Below are 17,750 nucleotides of genomic sequence, written 5' to 3'. Positions count from 1 at the left end.
ACAAACCTCCTACTATTAGCAACAACTAATGCGTAATCCTTGCTTTTCTAGTTCTTTTAATCGTCCATCTTCGCTTGGTAAAGATTCAAGTATATTAAGGACAAACTGATAATAGCCGTTTTCTTTATTTAATGAATAGAAAATCCAATGTCCTTGTCGTCTTTCCTTTACAAGTTCGATATCTCTTAATTTACGCAAGTGTTGGCTAATAGCCGGTTGACTTGCTTTATAAATTTCAACTAGCTCACAAACACAGCACTCGTTATTTTGGAGCAGTTTCATCATAGATAATCTTGTCTTATCGCCAAGCAGCTTCAGTATCTGTGCTGCTTTCTCCATTTCTATTTGTACTTTTACATCCAATCCAACTCACCTCCTTATTTCCAAATATAATTATATAAGTATTTTATTATACATTCAACAAAAATATACACTACTATTAAACAAAAAAATTTGATTAATGTCTTGATTTATCTAAATTTTCCAGATATGATGAATACATCAAAAAAAATTGATTTATAAAAGTGAGGGGAAAAGCAGTGAGAGTCAACAACTCTGGAAACTTATCGGTTACGTACTTTCGAGCCTATTTTCATTTAGTTATGAACACTCAAGGGATGAACTATAAGGAAGCACAAAGTCTAATCTTTCAGCGTTTTTTTCATCAAGATCCTACGTTAAGAGGGGAAACTACATACAGTAACTTTAAAAAAGCTGCCGAGAGCTTCGAACTTTAAATCAAAAAAAATTGATGAAGGAGAATGACAATGGAAACAGTCAAGGAAGGAAAGCACCCATTTAAACAGTACGAACAAAAATTTAAAGCTCTTGCTGATCAAAAGAGATTAGAAATTATGTATGAGCTCTGCCAGCGAGGACAGACATGCGTATGTGATTTAACTGAATTCTTTGGGATGTCTCAATCTAAACTTTCCTACCACTTAAAGATTTTATTAGAAGCAAACCTCATCACAAAAGAAACAAAAGGGACATGGAGTTATTATGATTTAAATGATAAAGAGGTGAACCACCTCTTATCAGAAGAACTATGCTGCTTGTTTAGAAAAGATACAAGTAAAAGCGGCCCATGCTCTTAATTTACTACATTCCAAATAATATTATTTAGCATGCGAAGGAGGAAGTGTAAATGAAATATGTTCATGTAGGAATTAATGTAACGAATCTAGAGGCGTCCATTAAGTTTTATCAAAAGGTATTTGGCGTTCAACCTGTGAAAACGAAAATAGATTATGCTAAATTCTTGTTAGATGAACCCGGATTAAATTTCACCTTGAACGTACGTGACGATGTAAAAGGTAATCAAGTGAATCATTTCGGCTTCCAAGTAGAAACTCCTGAGGAGATTCATTCTCATAAATCACGACTAGAAAAAGAGGGGTTCTTTGCTCGTGAAGAAATAGATACGACCTGCTGCTATGCTGTGCAAGATAAGTTTTGGGTAACAGATCCTGACGGGAACGAGTGGGAGTTTTTTTATACGAAATCTGATAGTGAGGTTCATAAGACTGAGGATAGCGTTGGAGTGAATGAAAAGTCACCTGCAAGCAACTCATGTTGCTGATGCTTAAATGACAAAAAAGACAGGAAGAAGTAGACTCTTTCTGTCTTTTTTATTTAGCATAAAATCGATTATGTTTAGCGGAGTTTTCTTGCTAAGACAGCTAACTGTAAACAAGAAAATTTCGTGATGCACGTCCTTTAACTCGACTAAGCAGTTATTTTGTTTCTGTATGAGAAACATTCCAAGGGTCAACAAACATCATTCTTGCTTCTTTAATTGAATCTCTCTTACCTTTTGACGAAGATGATCTGGCCACCACGCTCCACAATCATCGGATACAATGCAAGCAGCGCATGTTTTGAAATCATAAACCATCATCTCCTTGATTGGGGGAGAGTAGAGATGAAGAGTGACCAGACCCCTGCCTTCCGCACTCTTCATCTTGTGCACACCTTTCTTGGGTGCAAAAAAAAGCTTTCCTTTTCCCTGATGCTGAGAAAACAGCTCTTCTGGCATTTGGTTTTCTTTAACTTCGTAAACCGTATTTATAGTTGTACCATTTACTACTTGAATCCATCCATGCGAATGACCGTGATCGTGAGGAGCACACTCTATTTCTGACCAATTCATAACAAGTAATTCTACTTCGTCATTTTGGTAGAGAAGCTTTCTATAGTATGGCTTGTCTTTTGCCGACTGCAATAGTGGTTTTAAATCATTAAAGTTTATATCTAAAGCCAAAAGAGCCTCTCTCAGTTCCAATTTGGTAGGGGAGTCCAAGTTATCTAAAATATGCTTTACCTGTTCAATTAAGCTCATACACGCATTACCTCCTTATGAGCAGCACAAATTTTTGGGTTTTCTGCATAGCTACAATTTTTTGTTTCTCCACGGCAAGTACCTTAAAAAAGTTAGTAGTCTTCCATTGGCTACAATTACTCCCACTATAATTATGACTCCTCCTAATATACTGACGGGAATAATCTTTTCCCGTAACAGTAAAACAGCTGTTATCAATGTCGCTACTGGTTCTAAATAAAGGAACACAGATACCTGGGACGCCTCTAAAACCTCTAATGCCTTTGCCCAGTACCAATAGGCAACACCTGAAACGAATACACCGAGAAATAATAAATGAGCCCACTCCACGCTCGTTAAAAAAGGCATGATCTCCCATCCTTTATTTCTTACGAGAAAAGGAGTTGTTAGAGTAAATCCTATTAAACACATATAAAACGTAACAACAAGAGAGGGAAGTTGGATATCCAGCTTTTTTAATAGGACAGAATAGATTGCCCAGTTTAATGTACTTAAAATCATTAACAGGTAACCGATATTAACCGGAAGCTGAAGTGAATGCTGATTGCTAGAAGTGGTCACCAGTAGAACGCCAATAATAGCTACAATAATCCCTGATGCTTTTAATAACGTCATCTTTTCATGCAAAAAAAATACGGAGAGAATGACCGTAAATACAGGAGAAAACGAAATAATCCACCCTGCTGCAGAAGCATTTATTGTGAGAAGTGCTGTTGCCTGAATAACTTGATGAATGAATACTCCAAGGATACCTAACACAATCAAATGAGGAATATACTTAAGCGGAATGTTTAATGGATATCTCTTTAGCACTAATAATACCAATAAAAAAAGTGCCCCAATTCCAAAACGAAGAACAAGGAGTGTGTATGGATCTAGTTTATCTAAAACAGCTTTGGTAGAGACAAAGGAAATTCCCCAAAAACTAATAGACATTATTGCATAGAACGAGGCAGCAAATTTAACCTTTGACGCAATCATAGGATCAATTTTCCTTTCAACAATAAAGGTATCTTTTATTAACTAACATATGCCTTTTCGAAAGGAAAATGAAAAAAATCATGCCATTCTAAAAAAAATAGTAGAAACTTTAGTATTTGTATCGTTATCACTATTTCTTAATCTTCATTAAAATAGCTATAGATGTTATGTATAGAAAACTAAATTTGGGAGTTTATAGCCATGTATAGGCTAAATTCTAAAGAGTCTGTTACCAAAAATAAAAATGCCAACTCTCCTTAATTATTGAGACTCTTTTATTCCTTCTTCCTGCTTGCTTATATAAGCATTGCCCCATTTCTCTAAAGATTTAAGTATTGGGATAAAACTTTCTCCAAGCTCTGTTAAATAATATAAAACTCTTTTAGGGTTATCATTTGTTTCTTCTCTTTCTATTAATCCGTCTTTTTCCATATCGCGAAGCTGGAGTGTAAGGATGCGCTGAGTAATACCCGGTATTTCACGGCGCATTGCATTATAATACATAGGTGACTTTGATAACAAAGACAAAATAATGCCTTTCCATTTACCGCCCATAATATGCATCGCTAATTCAATTGGACAGGCTTGCTTTACAGTTAACGTACAAGGGCCGTATTGATCACTTTTAAACTCTGACATTTCCTCACCTCAATGGGGAGTAACAAATTTGTGCCTTCTTGTTACTCCTATTTTTTCTGATTACACTTATGATATCAAATAAATCAGAAGAAGGTGTATGAATTGGAATTTGTTCAAATCTCTGAACATATTTATAGACTCACTTATGAAACCGTCGTTGGTATCCGAGTTAAGATCAATACATGGTACATAGTGGATGGTGAGGATGTTTATCTCATCGATACCGGAATGGAAGACTATGCATATGCGCAGTTGAATGCAGCAAAATCTTTAGGTATTCCCAAAAGTATCTTGCTGACACATGGCCATTTGGATCACATTAATGGTGCCAAGTATTTAAAAGATCATTTAAATATTCCTATTTACGCACACGAAATTGAAACGCCTTTTATCAATGGCGAAAAACCGTATCCAAACAAGGCAGAAAAAGAAACAACAGGCGTAGAACATCAAGTTGAAGGTTTAAGTGACAATATCATTAAAACGTTACCCGTAGACGTATATCTAACACCCGGCCATACCCCAGGACATGTCATATACCATCATAAAGATGACAATGTGCTGCTAACTGGAGACTTATTCTTTTCTAATACCGAATCCTTACATCCACCGATTCGAAAGTTCACAGTTGATATGGATGAAAATATTAATAGCGGGCGAATTATAGATAAAATTAAACCCTCTATTATTTCTTCTTCACATGGCGAAGATGTCAAATACAGCAATGATTTATATTCTATTTATAAATTTATCTATGAATGAGAGGGAAAAACATGAAAATACAATTATTTCAAATGGAGATTATTGAAGGAGAAGTTAAGCAAAACGAAAACCGTATTGTATCCTTATTTGCAGAAAAGCTGGATATAGATACGGAAATTGTTGTAATACCTGAAATGTGGAATACGGGTTATGATTTAGAAAATGTAGCAGAAAAAGCAGACATTGATTTAAAGAGGGCTTTTCCATTTATCCAAAGTTTAGCAACTAAGTATCAGGTGAATATCATTGCAGGTTCAGTTTCGAATAAAAGGAATGGAAATATTTATAATACAGCCTTTGCAGTATCAAAAACGGGCGAACTGCTCTATCAAAAAGATAAGATACATCTCGTGCCGATGTTAGATGAACATCATTATTTAACGGGTGGAGATAAAGTTCCAGAAGTATTTGAGATTAACAGTATCAAAGCTAGTCAAATTATATGTTACGATTTACGTTTTCCAGAAATCACACGTTTTCCGGCTTCTCAAGGTGCAAAAATTGTATTCTACGTTGCACAATGGACTACTAAAAATATAGACCATTGGAAAACACTATTGAAAGCACGAGCTATAGAAAATGGTGTATACGTCATTGCATGTAACAGCGTGGGGAATGTGAATTATAAAAATCATGTCGGCAACACATACGCTGGACATTCAATGGTCATCGATCCAAATGGAAACATTATAGAAGAGGGGAGAGACAAAGAAGAAATCATAACAGCAGAAATCCATATACAGAAAGTTACAGAACAACAAAAAAACATCCCAATATTTGAAGGCCTGAGACCCAATGTTTATAAGCATGCGGAATAGATATTTATATATTATTTATAGCGTAAAGGCCAGCACATGACTGTGTCTCATTGCTTTTCCATACTGAAAAGCACCCTTTTTCAGAATACTAGTATCAGTATGGAAAAGTTATATGTTTCTTACGTCAGGAATGAAAACTTTACATCTTTTCTTGATAATATTTCCGATAGACGTTAGGAGTTATGTTTTCATATTTTTTAAATGTCTTGATGTAATATCCAGGGTCATTAAAACCTAATTCATCGCTAATCTGTGCAATAGACAAATCCGTTTTTTCTAATAATTGCTTGGACCACTCTATTTTTTTGAGCGAAATAAAAACAGAAAAATTCATACCCGTTTCTTTGGTAAATACACGGCTGAAATAACCTGTGCTAATGTGACATAAATCAGCCATCTTTTGCTGAGATATTTTTTCTCTTTTATGTTTATAAATGTAGTCAAAGGCTGGCTGTAATACTTTGTTTTTACAAACTAAGTGATCGTTAATAGACGTTTTTACATAAGCATTAGTAACTGTGTTGGCTAATTCCTTTTTTATATTTTGAATATTATCTAGAGAATAACCGTAAGAAATATCTTCAGTAGAAACGTCTTCTTTTACTGGAGCCATCTTTTCATATACTTCTAAAATCAAATTTTTATTCATAGCTTCCTCTACAATGTAGTTACAAAGCCTATATAACATTTGAGCAGCTTCGTTAATTTCTGTATAGGATAGAGTAGGAATAGAATCATATAGATGCTGTATTTCTTCATTATTATTTAACTTCTGTTCAAATCCCTTTGATGGAACAGTAAGCATTTGTTCTAATTGAGGATGTTTGTCACCATCCTCAATTTTTACTTCTCCCGCCATGATAGCGCCTACATATTTATCATCAATTATAATGGGAATGGCAATATCGACAATATTCCAGTGGCATAAATAGATATAAGGAGCATTGGTTCTAACTGCCTCTAATCCTCCCCGCGCATCGCACTTTTCACAAAGTTTTGCCGTATCAGGATTTTTACGCATAGTCTCACAAAATGGACGTACACCACTGTGTTGAGAAATGGGCACTCCTTTATAGTTAACCGTAACAATCGCTAATTTTGTAACAAGCGCAAGCGAATCTTGAAGGTTTCGCCATTTCTTTAAATCTAGTATTTTATCTAAATTCATGTAAGTAGTTTTCAATGATGTTTTATCTCCCTTGCTTCTACTTCCCGTGTGGTAGTTTGGATTACCTAATTGAAAATACCTTTATTTTATTCCTGAGTTTGTAAAATAAAAGAGTGTTCAGCGATAAAGGTAACCTCTTTTCAACGTGAACTTAGTAGTATTTTCACCTGAAATAATGTCATAATAATACCATATTAAATGAAGAGAGCAAAAAAATACGATAAAAAGTTGTAAAAACTCGTCATTTAAGACTAATGTAATCTTACACAAAAGATAGTAAAATTTCGATTGTAAGGGATTACAAAGTTAATTAGGAGGTTTTATTTATGAGAAAAGCATTTATTAGTCCTTCAAAATACATTCAAGGTGAAGATGAAATTTTAAATTTAGGTTATTTTGTGAAAACATTTGGTACCTCTGCACTTTTAATAGCACATCCTGAAGATATTAAACGTGTACAAGACAAATTAGATGCAACAGCAGAAAAATATGGTATTACATTTTTTGAAGGCGGATTCAATGGCGAATGCTCAAGACCAGAAATTTCTAGATTGCAGGAAATAGCAAAAGAAAACAACTGTGATTGTACGATTGGTTTAGGTGGCGGTAAGGCAATTGATACGGCAAAATGTGTAGCAGAGGGAGAGGGATTAATTATCGTCCCAACAATTGCTGCTACGGATGCACCTACAAGTCATTCCGCAGTTATCTATACACCAGAGGGTGCTTTTGATGATTACGCATACTTTAAGCAAAGCCCAAGTGTTGTATTAATTGATACAACAGTCATCGCTAATGCACCTACTAGATTCTTAGTATCTGGTATGGGGGATGCGTTATCTACTTATTTCGAAGCAAGAGCAACAGCACGTTCTTTCTCTAATGTAAATGCTGGATTACCTTGTGGAGTGCGTGAGGACTTATGTGCACCAGCAAAAGGTACAAATGCAGCGTTAGTTTTAGCAGAACATTGTTACAACACTCTATTAGAGGACGGGGTTAAAGCAAAAGCTGCAAGCGATCATAATGTTGTTACTCCAGCCTTAGAAAACATTATTGAAGCCAATATCTTATTATCAGGATTAGGGTTTGAAAGTGGTGGATTAGCTGGAGCACATGCCATTCATGATGGGCTTACTCTTTTAGAAAGTGCGCATCACTACTTCCACGGTGAAAAAGTAGCTTTTGGTACATTAGCACAATTGGTATTGGAAAATGCGCCAACTGAGGAAATAGAAGAAGTGTTAGATTTCTGTTTAGCAGTAGGACTCCCAGTTTGTCTTGCTGATATTGGAGTAGAACAAATTACACAAGAAGAGTTAATGGAAGTAGCTAACAAAGCTTGTATTCCAGAGGAATCTATTTATTCTATGCCATTCCCTGTTACTCCAGAGTCAGTAGCTGCAGCTATTCTTGCAGCAGATCAAATTGGAAATCATTGTAAGAAGAGGTTAATATAAGATGAAAAAAATTATTAATAAACCAGAAAATGTCGTACTTGAGATGTGTAAAGGAATGGTTCTAGCACATCCGGAACTGAATTTAATTGAAAAATATAAAGTCATTAAAAAAGAGCAAATTAATAAAAATAAAGTAAGCATAATTAGCGGGGGCGGCAGTGGACATGAACCTGCTCATGCTGGGTATGTTGGGAAGGGTATGTTAGATGCAGCAGTTTGTGGAGATGTATTTGCCTCACCTTCTCAAATACAGATTTATCAAGCCATTAAAGAAACAGCTAGCGATAAGGGAACTCTACTCGTGATTAAGAACTACAGTGGTGACATGATGAATTTCAAGAATGCTGCTTATCTAGCAGAAGAAGATGGAATTCAAGTGGATTATGTAAAAGTAGATGATGATATTGCTGTACAGGACAGCTTATATACAGTTGGAAGACGTGGAGTGGCTGGTACTGTTCTTGTCCATAAAATAGCAGGTGCTGCAGCAGAACGCGGATATGATCTACCAAAAGTGAAAGAGGCAGCAGAAAGCGCTATTGCAAATGTTAAAAGCATTGGTATTGGATTAACTTCTTGTACAGTTCCCGCTAAAGGAACTCCTACTTTTGAGATTGCAGAAGATGAGATGGAATTTGGCGTTGGCATTCATGGAGAACCTGGTATCCGTCGTGAAAAAATTATTTCAGCAGACGAACTTGCAGAGCGTATGGTAACGGCATTATTAAAAGAAATAGGGATAGAAGACGGAAAAGGAGAAGTGGCTGTCCTAATTAATGGATTTGGAAGCACACCTCTTCAAGAACTGTATTTATTAAATCATTCTGTCATTCGTGAATTGTCACGTAGAAAAGTAACGATTGCAAGAACGTTTGTCGGAAACTATATGACAGCCATTGATATGACCGGTGCTTCTATTTCGATTATGAAATTAGATGAAAACTTAAAGAGTCTCCTATCTGAAGAGTGCGATACTCCTGCGTTAAAAATCAAAGGTGAAGTACCAGCTGTCACTTATGATGAAATCATCGGTAGCGTAGAGGCCCCGAAAGTGTCTTATGAGGTGCAAACCAACAAAGAATATTCCGTAGTAACGGAAAATCGATTGACGTTGAATAATATTATTTTTATGGTAGACCAAATGAGTGAATGTATTATTAGAAATGAAATACCGTTTTGTGAATTAGATTCCCATGCTGGTGACGGAGACTTTGGTATGAGTGTTGCTAAAGGATTCAAACAATTGAAAGCTGAATGGCACGAAATTCTAGAAAATAAATCAAATGATATTGGCAACTTTCTAGAGGCATGTTCCATTGTTATCATGGAGCACTGTGGCGGGGCATCAGGGCCTATTTGGGGATCAGCATTTCGTGCGGCTGGAAAGAACACTGAATCTAAAACCGAACTGACTTTAACAGAATTTGCTGAAATGATCCAAGCGTCTGTAAAAGGAATTCAAGCAACAGGAGAACGTTCTTTTGGACGTGGAGCTGTTGTGGGAGATAAAACTTTAATTGATGCCTTAGTACCTTATGCAGATACGTTAACGTCAAGTGCTGCTGAAGGTGAAAGCTTGAAACATGCGCTTGTTAAAGCAGCGGAAGCTGCTGTTGAAGGAGCAAAATCAACTGAACAGATTGTTGCACGTATGGGTCGTGCTGGTACGGTTGGAGAAAGAAGCCTTGGTTATCCGGACGCAGGTGCACATGGCTTAGGTGTAATTTTTACTGAAGTAGCTCAAGTAATGCAAGAAAAACAGTAAAATTTGGTATTATCTCCTCTAAGTATAGTGTAAAGAAATTACTCTTTGAGAGTGAGGGTTACACTATATTTAGTGGGGATTTTTTATGGTTCACTAAGGACGAGCTTCAACTTACTTAAACTAGAAAATGATAGTTTTCTTATCTCAAAAAAAAGCCCGTAAAAGTATACTGTTGCTGACTATCTATATCAGGCAACCTTAATCTTAAATTAAAACATGTTAGCGATATTCAAAAGCATACTAACCGTCTAGAAAAAGAGTGGGAAAGATATAAAAAGAGCAAAGGCTTCTTCATTTATAAGAAGCCTTTGCTCTTTTTATATTGTTAGCTATTAGTAAGTACTAGTTAGAGAAAAACAATTCCAAGTATAAATAAACATATGGTAATAATGTTTATAACATTTTTAGCTTTGTCATCTTCTTTTATTGAAGTTACAAGTTCAAATATTATGACAAGAGTAAGTATAGACAAAGCTATTTGTAGATGTAAGTTAAATGCATATACAGATATTACAATTAGAGCATATATAATACCTAAAATTATATTTTTGTTATTCTTAGTTTTTTCATAATTACTCATTTAAAAACTCCTTATTTAAAAGTATTAGCTGTTCTTTGTTTTTTAAGGGAAGGTGTCAGTAACTAGGAGTAGGGTAAGGAAGATAATAGAAAAGGAAAAGCTATGTATAATATGATTTATATTTTCTTTGTCTGCTTTCTCTCAAGTGGATAATTTTACAAAAGTTTAAAAAATGAATACCTCCTATAATTGCTGTAACTAGCGTGTTTAATAATATCAAATACTTCTTTCTAAGAATTGTAGCAAAAATAAAAAGCTCCCCCAGCACCATTTATTTTAGAAAAACTTGATAAGCAATTTTATTTTTTAATACCCTTTCATCCTTGTTGGGTGAGTACACTGAAAGATGGGGTAGTCCTCATATCATATTCTATAAAAAGTGTACTAAATATGACTGCCTATAGTTCTGAAACAGTACGTTTTCATAAAGATATTCTATCTAGCTCAACTGTATATTAAAATAAACGTACTAGCTTAATTTATTGCTTGTTGATATGTTGTTAGATATGTATCTGTTTAGAGAAAAATAAAATAACTTACTGATAGTCCTTATGTAGAGCAGAACAAGCAGATTCTTAATTATTAAGAGCCTGCTTGTTTTACTTTACACGTAGCAGTAGATTCTTTATTTACGCTTTTATTGGCAAACAGAGCCCGGCACTGTTCGTCATTAGCAATGGGTCAGAAAAGTGCGTCTGTCTTTTTTCATTCTTAATTAATTACCTGTGGGCTAACGTCTAAATACGCATTAATGCGCCATTAGGCTTTGGTAAATCTTGATCCGTTATCAAATTCATTTTGCAAAAATGTTCAAAAAATTGCTGTGCCTGCTCTCGTTCGTTTGAGTCACTTTTCAATGAAACTATATCAAGCAAAATTTGAGCCATCCATGAATTATCAAAATAACGGTATTTACCTGTATTCCACACCATTTTTTGGGAGTTCTTTTCGTTTATATAATATTTCCAGAAAAGCATCTGATTGGATTCTTGTTCTGTAAGTTGGAGTCTGTACGTTGAATGAGCAGGAATATATCCATCTTCGCAAAGCTTACCGATAAAATTTTCATTGACCATATAGACACCTAAGATGCGTCTGTCTTTTTCAGGCATACTGGAATCTATTGCTGTTAACAAGACAGCGCTATTTTGATGTAGGCGGGTGGGTTTTGTTAGCTTCCCCTTGTAATTACCACTTTTTATTACGCCTGAAAAAACCGTCCACTCTGAAAAAGAACTATTCTGTTCTTCTGTGTCGCACCAAAAAACCATTTGTGATTCGGGATGAAGTTTATGGTTTTTCATAAGTTTTTCATGTCCCCAGCGAAGTTCCTGATTTTTTCGCTGTAATTTTTTTTCTTCTTCCTTCTTCCATTCTTCCTCTTTTCGTTCCGTTTCCTTTTCTTCTAAAATTTTTTCCAGGGAATGAGCAACACTTTTATCATGCAGTTTTAGGTGCTTTCCAAATACATCGGGGAAAACAAATTTTTTGTTTTCTGATGCGAAATTTATTTCAATGCTAGAATCATTATATTTAACTATAGTACCTGTTCCAAAATGCTTGTGTGTAACTTTCTTATCGATTAGATTCATCATTCTAGGCCTCCTTGTAGAATAAAAACGCGGTTACTACTTAGATAGTAAATTAATAATTTTATTCAACTAACTTACCTTTTGAGTTAACACAATTATTTTAATTTTATTTAAAAAAGAAAAAGCAACCTCAGTCTTTAATGGCATTCGAGTGAGGTTGCTTTTTGAGATAACTCTATAACTTTAGATAAATGATAACATATTTATACGATAACGACTATCTTTTCCATGACGAGCACATGTATAAAAGGGGAGCTTTTTATACATCATATCTTCAATCACCTGAAAGAAAATAGTTGTTATATCAACAATCTATAAAACGTTTTATGGTAACTGTTTAAATATAGTTCAAACAGCAAAAGAACTACTGTATATTTCAGTAGTCCTATCAGTTCTATAAAGGAAAGCTAAATATAATTTGATAAATTCTATTCAGGAGTCCCAATTAGTTCTGTTATCGCATCATAACTCATATTATCATTCATTAATCGTTGAAAATTATTATCACAAAGGATATCTTCAGTAATTCTTTGTAATAATGTAGCAGTTGCTCTAAAAGGGGCGGATCCAGTACTTAATCTTTCAATACCAACTTGCGATAATGTATTAATAGAAGGCAAGTTTGGCCCAGACAAAAGATTAATGGGACACGATAGTTCTTGTCGAACTTTTTTAATGGATTCCATGTCATATAGTCCAGGAATAAAAATACAATCTGCTCCAGCCTTTTGATATGCTTTTCCCCTATTGATGGCTTCTTGAAGTCTTAGATCCGGATTTCCTGTATTTAACCAGTACAAATCAGTGCGCGCATTAATAAATAATGGGGATTTTAGCGATTTGGATAGTAATCTAATTTCAGATATTTTTTCTACTTGCAACGAAACATCTAAAATAGGACTATCTAAATCTCCCGTCCCATCTTCTAGGTTTATACCAATTCCTCCTGCTAAAATAATTTGTCTTGTATTATCTACCACTTCATTAGTAGACCTGCCATAGCCAGACTCTAGGTCTACACTGACAGGAATATTGACGGAATTAATAATTCTCTTAACAGCTTCTAACATTTGTTCAAAAGGGATTTTTTCACCATCATTATATCCTAAAGACATTGCTATGCCAGCACTGGTTGTTGCAATAGCTGGAAACCCATTTTTCTCAAAAATTTTAGCACTGATAACATCCCAAGCATTAGGCAATACAAAAGTATAGGGTCTTTTGTGAAGTTGTTGAAACGTCTGAAATTTAAGTAACTGCTTTTCATTATTCACAATGGTTCTTCCCCCTTTAAGTAAACAACTTTATGGCTTTGTATGAGCGTTCTTTAGAGCAGAGAAAAATAAAACAACGGGAGATTAATCAGAAACTTAATCCCATATTATAGGACGTTTAACTTTTGCAGTTCTTAAATAATCTAAAAGTTGTCCTGTATGTACTGATTCATGATAAGCCACTCGTAACAACATGTCCCCTAACTCTCGAATATATCCCATCTCCGATCGGTCTATCTTTATCTCTGTTAGCTGCTTTTCATTAAGGAGGCCTAAAAACTCTATAAATTTTTCCCTATATGGTTGAGCAAACTTTAATGCTTCTTCAACAGAACTAAATGTTACTGCCTTATAAGGATTATGCTCCTCTGTTAGAGAAAGGTTAAGTGGTTTTTCTAACATTTGATGATAGAGGTATTCTCCTTCAAGAACATGATGTATCATCTCCCTACATGACATTGCTTCTGGATCAGGGCGCCAGTCTAACCTATCTTGAGGTATTGACATCCATACTTTTATACTTCGACGTCTCACTTCTTCAAAATTTAGTAAAATAAAACTCATTGCATCCATTTTCGCTCACTCCTTTAGTTTTACTACAAATATAACATATCCAAAGTCTTACAATGAAAAATATGGATGGTTTTATAAATATTATCTGTTTATTTAGATTAATCATTAATTTTTTAAGAAAGCCTGTTAATATAGATTTATTAAAAATTAGGAGGAAGTTATGAGACAAAAAATAATTAGAATTAATAAACCAAGCATATATAATTTTGATTTAATTTTAAGGTACATAAAAAACTCGCCCTCTTTTGTAATCGAGAAGGTTATTGAAAACACATATTGTAGAGCTTTTATAATAGGGGGAAGAACGTACCTAGTACTAGTTAGGGACGAAGGAATCGATAGTAAGTACTTGGAAGTTAAAGTTATTGGTGAAGAAGTTAAGAATAATCAGGTTCAACTAGTAAAGGAGAAAATTATCACAATGTTTTGTCTGGAACAAGATATAAACAAAGCTCAAAAGTCTATAGCTAATGAATCTAAGATAGGAAAATTAATAAAAATGTACGAAGGGTTTAGACCTGTTTTATTAGGAAGTGTCTACGAATCCATCATATGGGCAATCATCGGTCAACAAATTAGTGCAAAAGTTGCTCATAGGATTAAAAAGAGTTTGTTAGAAAAAACAGGAGCTAAAATAATAATTAATAACTGTGAATATTATACAGATTTATGCCCCCACAAGGTGGTGAAGTTAAATATAAACCAACTTCGTGACTTAAAGCTAAGTCAAAGGAAAGCTGAATATATTCATGAAATAACTAAAGCCATTATAGATGAAGAGCTAGACTTAAGTTGCTTATATTTATTAGATCGTGAAGGGGGTTGTAGCTATTTAATGAAACATAGAGGTATAGGAAAATGGACGGCAGAGTCAATACTAATGAGAGGTATAGGACGTCAAGACATTCTACCCGCAGGAGATTTAATTATACGTAAAGTAGTAGGAGAGATTTATGAGTATAACGAATTATTAACAGAATCACAAGTTAGAAAAATATCTACTCAATGGAAAACTGCGGAAACCTGGATTACTCATCTATGCTGGTTTTACATGCAAGAAAAAATATTATAAATGGAATATTTGTCGGTTTAAAATAAACGAAAAAAAGTATAATTTACCTGTTTTTGTTTGAATATTATAAAAATTGGATTTAATTGTTGAAAATGCCTTTTTAATGCAATATTATAAATATATCTTTTAAGAAATGGAGGTGTTAGTTATGAAGGTAAAAGTTAAGAAAACAACTAATAAAGCTGCGGTATTGAACGGTATTCCAGGCTAAAACGTTATCATTATGTGAACTACTTACTTATTGTTTAAACTTCAAGTCTGTAAATATAGGGAACTATCATATGATAGTTCCCTATTTCAATAATTAAGAGAAATGGAGTGAAATGTAGAAAATGAAACCTAAGTTCAAAGAGACAATCCCTGTATTTTTTATAAATGATGAAATCCATATTGGTGAAGAAGATGGAGTAGCAGGAGTTATTGAAGATCCCAGTGGAAGTATTAAGTATTTAATTTCTCTTATTAACGGAAAAAATTCTATAGAAGAAATAATACATTTAGTCCAAGAAAAGTATCCAAACATAAAAGAAAATGAGGTATTGGAAGGGATAAAGGCATTAGATACAGAGAAATATTTAGAAGATAATTCTTTGAATCCTCAATCTATAGGAGATTATGAACTCGAAAGATACAAAGCAAACCTTAATTACTTTTCGCTTTTTACGTCTTTAGAGGACAATAAGTACAATGTGCAAGAAACTATCATAAATACAAAGGTTGCTTTGCTCGGAATCGGAGGTTTAGGTAGTCAAATACTATATCATCTATCTGCATTAGGTTTTCATAACATTAATGCATTGGATTTTGATACTTTGGAATTAAGTAATTTTAATAGACAGTTGTTATATTCTGAAAAAGATATTAATAAGTTAAAAACGGAATTAGCAAAGGAAAGAATATCGCGTTTTAATCCTAATGTTAAGTTAAACGTTACTAATAAGCGTATAGAATGTGCTGAAGATGTAATGGCACATATTGAAGGTAGTGATTATGTAATTTGTGTAGCCGATAAACCAACCCTTCATATACAGGACTGGGTAAATGAAGCAGTAGTGAAGTTAGGAAAGCCGTTAGTTTCAGGTGGAGTCCTAAACACAAGGGGCAGATTTTATTCTATGTTACCAGGAAAAACTGGGTGTGTAGAGTGTCATAAACAAACCATAATTGAAAGTGATGTTATAGTTAATAAGCAACTTGACAGTATGCATCAGATAAATTTTCAACGAAATAATGCTGCGATTAGTCCTAATGTAGCTATGTTGGCTGGTGCTATTGTAAATGAATTTTTAGGGTTGGTAACAGGTATTCAAACTCCAACATCATTAGGGAAAATGATGGAATTAAATTTCCTTACATATCAAACTTACCCTATTTCAGAGTGGAATAAGAAAGAGGATTGTCCAGTTTGCCATTCCGCACCTGTAACAGCAGGTAAATAATTATGATGGGGGGGTAAATGTTGAAATCTTATGAAGTACTAAAGAACAGAGATTTTTTATGCTTATTTTTAAGTGCCACAACAAGTAAGTTGGGCACGTCTTTTTTTCAAATCGCACTGCCTTTATTAGTATATGATTTGACTAAATCACCAAGTTTAATGGCATTAACATTTGTTTTAGAAATTACGCCTCAAGTATTGTTTAGTTTGTTAGGCGGAGCCTTAGCTGATCGTATAAGTAAGAAATACATTTTATTAATAGGTGATATTTTATCAGCCATTTTAATTATTATCATACCTCTTGCAGCTTCAATAAACGTGTTAGATATATGGATTGTATATGTGGTAGCTTTTTTAATATCAGCTGTGAGTGCATTTTATCATCCAAGTTTTGAATCAGTCATACCAGAAATTTTAGAAGGTGAAAATTTAATACAGGGTAACTCTTTATTCAAGTTATCAGAGACAATTACAACCTTTGCAGGCCCTTCAATAGCAGGCATTTTAATTGCTTTGGTTGGAACTCATAACTTATTATATTTTAATTTTTTTACGTATTTTCTTTCTGGAATATTCATTGGCTTAATAACTAAGAAATATAAAAGCCAGAATCCAGTTAATAGTTCTATAATGAATTCAATAGCTGAAGGAGTTAAATACGTTATAAATACTAAAAAGGTTTTGATAGGGACTATTCTCATATTCTTAATCAATGTGGGTTATGGTGCTATGGAAGCTTTATTTATGTTTCATCTAAAAGATAATTTACATTTATCGGCACAGTATATTGGTTTAATATTTTCCCTACAAACCTTAGGGTCATTTGTAGCAATTTATGCTGCAAATAAACTAAATAAATTACCACGGGGAAATATAATTATCTATTGTGGTGTAATAATAGGTTTAGGGCAAACTATCCTTACTTTTTCAAACACTGCAGTTATTTTGTTAATAGTCTGTAGAATTGTAATTGTCGGTTCGGTAACATTATTAGCAATTAATTGGTTTACCCTTAGGCAAGAGATTGTGCCATCAGCCTTATTGGGAAGAGTAATTAGTTCAACTCGTATGTTAGCTTTTTTGGCTTTACCGATTAGTGGAATGTTAGCAGGTGTTGCAGCTGAATATATTAGCGTCTCTTTAATTTTTATTTCAGCAGGCATCCTAACGATTGTAGCGTCTTTAATCGGCATTAAGACCTCTCTATTTGAGACCCAACATATAGATCAACCTATTAATAGTAGCAACAAGTAGATAATTACTCGGGTTGACTTGAAACATATTGAT

18 protein-coding genes are annotated in these 17,750 nt (G+C 34.1%); 9 read left to right on the top strand and 9 right to left on the bottom strand.

The annotated features are described in order from the left end of the window. Positions 1-15: 15 nt before the first annotated feature. Positions 16-363, bottom strand: a complete 348-nt coding sequence (locus ACWATA_RS15645; protein ID WP_014460639.1) for an ArsR/SmtB family transcription factor — start codon at positions 361-363, stop codon at positions 16-18. A gap of 404 nt (positions 364-767) precedes the next feature. On the opposite strand from ACWATA_RS15645, the gene ACWATA_RS15640 reads away from it, so the two are divergent. Together ACWATA_RS15640 and ACWATA_RS15635 are read left to right on the top strand one after the other, a co-directional pair. Further along, a complete protein-coding gene (locus ACWATA_RS15640; protein ID WP_033578631.1) occupies positions 768-1,097 on the top strand; it encodes an ArsR/SmtB family transcription factor in 330 nt (109 codons plus the stop codon). 50 nt (positions 1,098-1,147) lie between these two features. Next, the gene (locus ACWATA_RS15635) at positions 1,148-1,582 is read left to right on the top strand and encodes an ArsI/CadI family heavy metal resistance metalloenzyme (RefSeq protein ID WP_033578632.1); all 435 of its coding nucleotides are present in this window, start codon (positions 1,148-1,150) and stop codon (positions 1,580-1,582) included. Positions 1,583-1,780: 198 nt separating this feature from the next. Here the strand turns inward: ACWATA_RS15635 and ACWATA_RS15630 are convergent, their stop codons facing one another. The 3 genes from ACWATA_RS15630 to ACWATA_RS15620 form a co-directional block, all read right to left on the bottom strand. Beyond that, positions 1,781-2,341 carry a cysteine dioxygenase gene (locus ACWATA_RS15630; protein ID WP_205663986.1) on the bottom strand — a complete coding sequence of 187 codons (561 nt, stop codon included), beginning with the start codon at positions 2,339-2,341 and terminating at the stop codon, positions 1,781-1,783. Positions 2,342-2,392: 51 nt separating this feature from the next. Continuing rightward, positions 2,393-3,322 carry a DMT family transporter gene (locus tag ACWATA_RS15625; protein ID WP_033578633.1) on the bottom strand — a complete coding sequence of 310 codons (930 nt, stop codon included), beginning with the start codon at positions 3,320-3,322 and terminating at the stop codon, positions 2,393-2,395. A 261-nt stretch (positions 3,323-3,583) separates the two neighbouring features. Beyond that, on the bottom strand, positions 3,584-3,961 hold the full coding sequence (locus tag ACWATA_RS15620) for a winged helix-turn-helix transcriptional regulator (protein WP_047751227.1): 378 nt from the start codon (positions 3,959-3,961) through the stop codon (positions 3,584-3,586). 102 nt (positions 3,962-4,063) lie between these two features. On the opposite strand from ACWATA_RS15620, the gene ACWATA_RS15615 reads away from it, so the two are divergent. Then, positions 4,064-4,723: an MBL fold metallo-hydrolase gene (locus ACWATA_RS15615; protein WP_154991472.1), complete on the top strand. Its 660-nt coding sequence runs from the start codon at positions 4,064-4,066 to the stop codon at positions 4,721-4,723. An 11-nt stretch (positions 4,724-4,734) separates the two neighbouring features. Next, positions 4,735-5,541, top strand: coding sequence for a carbon-nitrogen family hydrolase (locus ACWATA_RS15610; RefSeq protein WP_473049951.1), 807 nt, complete (start codon positions 4,735-4,737; stop codon positions 5,539-5,541). 139 nt (positions 5,542-5,680) lie between these two features. On the opposite strand, the gene ACWATA_RS15605 is transcribed toward ACWATA_RS15610, so the two are convergent. Beyond that, a complete protein-coding gene (locus tag ACWATA_RS15605) occupies positions 5,681-6,724 on the bottom strand; it encodes a PocR ligand-binding domain-containing protein (protein ID WP_473049950.1) in 1,044 nt (347 codons plus the stop codon). A 311-nt stretch (positions 6,725-7,035) separates the two neighbouring features. Here ACWATA_RS15605 and ACWATA_RS15600 point away from each other — a divergent pair, with 311 nt between their 5' ends. Together ACWATA_RS15600 and dhaK are read left to right on the top strand one after the other, a co-directional pair. Continuing rightward, on the top strand, positions 7,036-8,169 hold the full coding sequence (locus ACWATA_RS15600) for a glycerol dehydrogenase (RefSeq protein ID WP_473049949.1): 1,134 nt from the start codon (positions 7,036-7,038) through the stop codon (positions 8,167-8,169). A 1-nt stretch (position 8,170) separates the two neighbouring features. Further along, positions 8,171-9,934, top strand: coding sequence for a dihydroxyacetone kinase subunit DhaK (dhaK, locus tag ACWATA_RS15595; protein WP_473049948.1), 1,764 nt, complete (start codon positions 8,171-8,173; stop codon positions 9,932-9,934). Positions 9,935-10,280: 346 nt separating this feature from the next. Here the strand turns inward: dhaK and ACWATA_RS15590 are convergent, their stop codons facing one another. From ACWATA_RS15590 to ACWATA_RS15575, 4 genes are all read right to left on the bottom strand, one after another. Next, positions 10,281-10,514 (bottom strand): hypothetical protein, encoded by a 234-nt coding sequence (locus ACWATA_RS15590; RefSeq protein ID WP_028413804.1) that lies wholly within the window; start codon positions 10,512-10,514, stop codon positions 10,281-10,283. Positions 10,515-11,251: 737 nt separating this feature from the next. Then, on the bottom strand, positions 11,252-12,106 hold the full coding sequence (locus ACWATA_RS15585) for a malate synthase (protein WP_473050224.1): 855 nt from the start codon (positions 12,104-12,106) through the stop codon (positions 11,252-11,254). A gap of 428 nt (positions 12,107-12,534) precedes the next feature. After that, on the bottom strand, positions 12,535-13,380 hold the full coding sequence (locus ACWATA_RS15580) for an isocitrate lyase/PEP mutase family protein (protein WP_432231622.1): 846 nt from the start codon (positions 13,378-13,380) through the stop codon (positions 12,535-12,537). Positions 13,381-13,476: 96 nt separating this feature from the next. After that, on the bottom strand, positions 13,477-13,953 hold the full coding sequence (locus ACWATA_RS15575; protein ID WP_033578639.1) for a DinB family protein: 477 nt from the start codon (positions 13,951-13,953) through the stop codon (positions 13,477-13,479). Between the two features lie 160 nt (positions 13,954-14,113). Here ACWATA_RS15575 and ACWATA_RS15570 point away from each other — a divergent pair, with 160 nt between their 5' ends. The 3 genes from ACWATA_RS15570 (at position 14,114) to ACWATA_RS15560 (ending at position 17,717) form a co-directional block, all read left to right on the top strand. Next, positions 14,114-15,025 (top strand): DNA-3-methyladenine glycosylase family protein, encoded by a 912-nt coding sequence (locus ACWATA_RS15570; protein ID WP_473049947.1) that lies wholly within the window; start codon positions 14,114-14,116, stop codon positions 15,023-15,025. A gap of 332 nt (positions 15,026-15,357) precedes the next feature. After that, on the top strand, positions 15,358-16,464 hold the full coding sequence (locus tag ACWATA_RS15565; protein WP_033578641.1) for a HesA/MoeB/ThiF family protein: 1,107 nt from the start codon (positions 15,358-15,360) through the stop codon (positions 16,462-16,464). A gap of 20 nt (positions 16,465-16,484) precedes the next feature. Continuing rightward, positions 16,485-17,717, top strand: coding sequence for an MFS transporter (locus ACWATA_RS15560; RefSeq protein ID WP_473049946.1), 1,233 nt, complete (start codon positions 16,485-16,487; stop codon positions 17,715-17,717). Positions 17,718-17,750: the final 33 nt, after the last annotated feature.

The sequence above is a fragment of the Priestia sp. USM5 genome, assembly GCF_058323215.1.
This window is presented reverse-complemented; position numbering and strand designations above follow the sequence as displayed.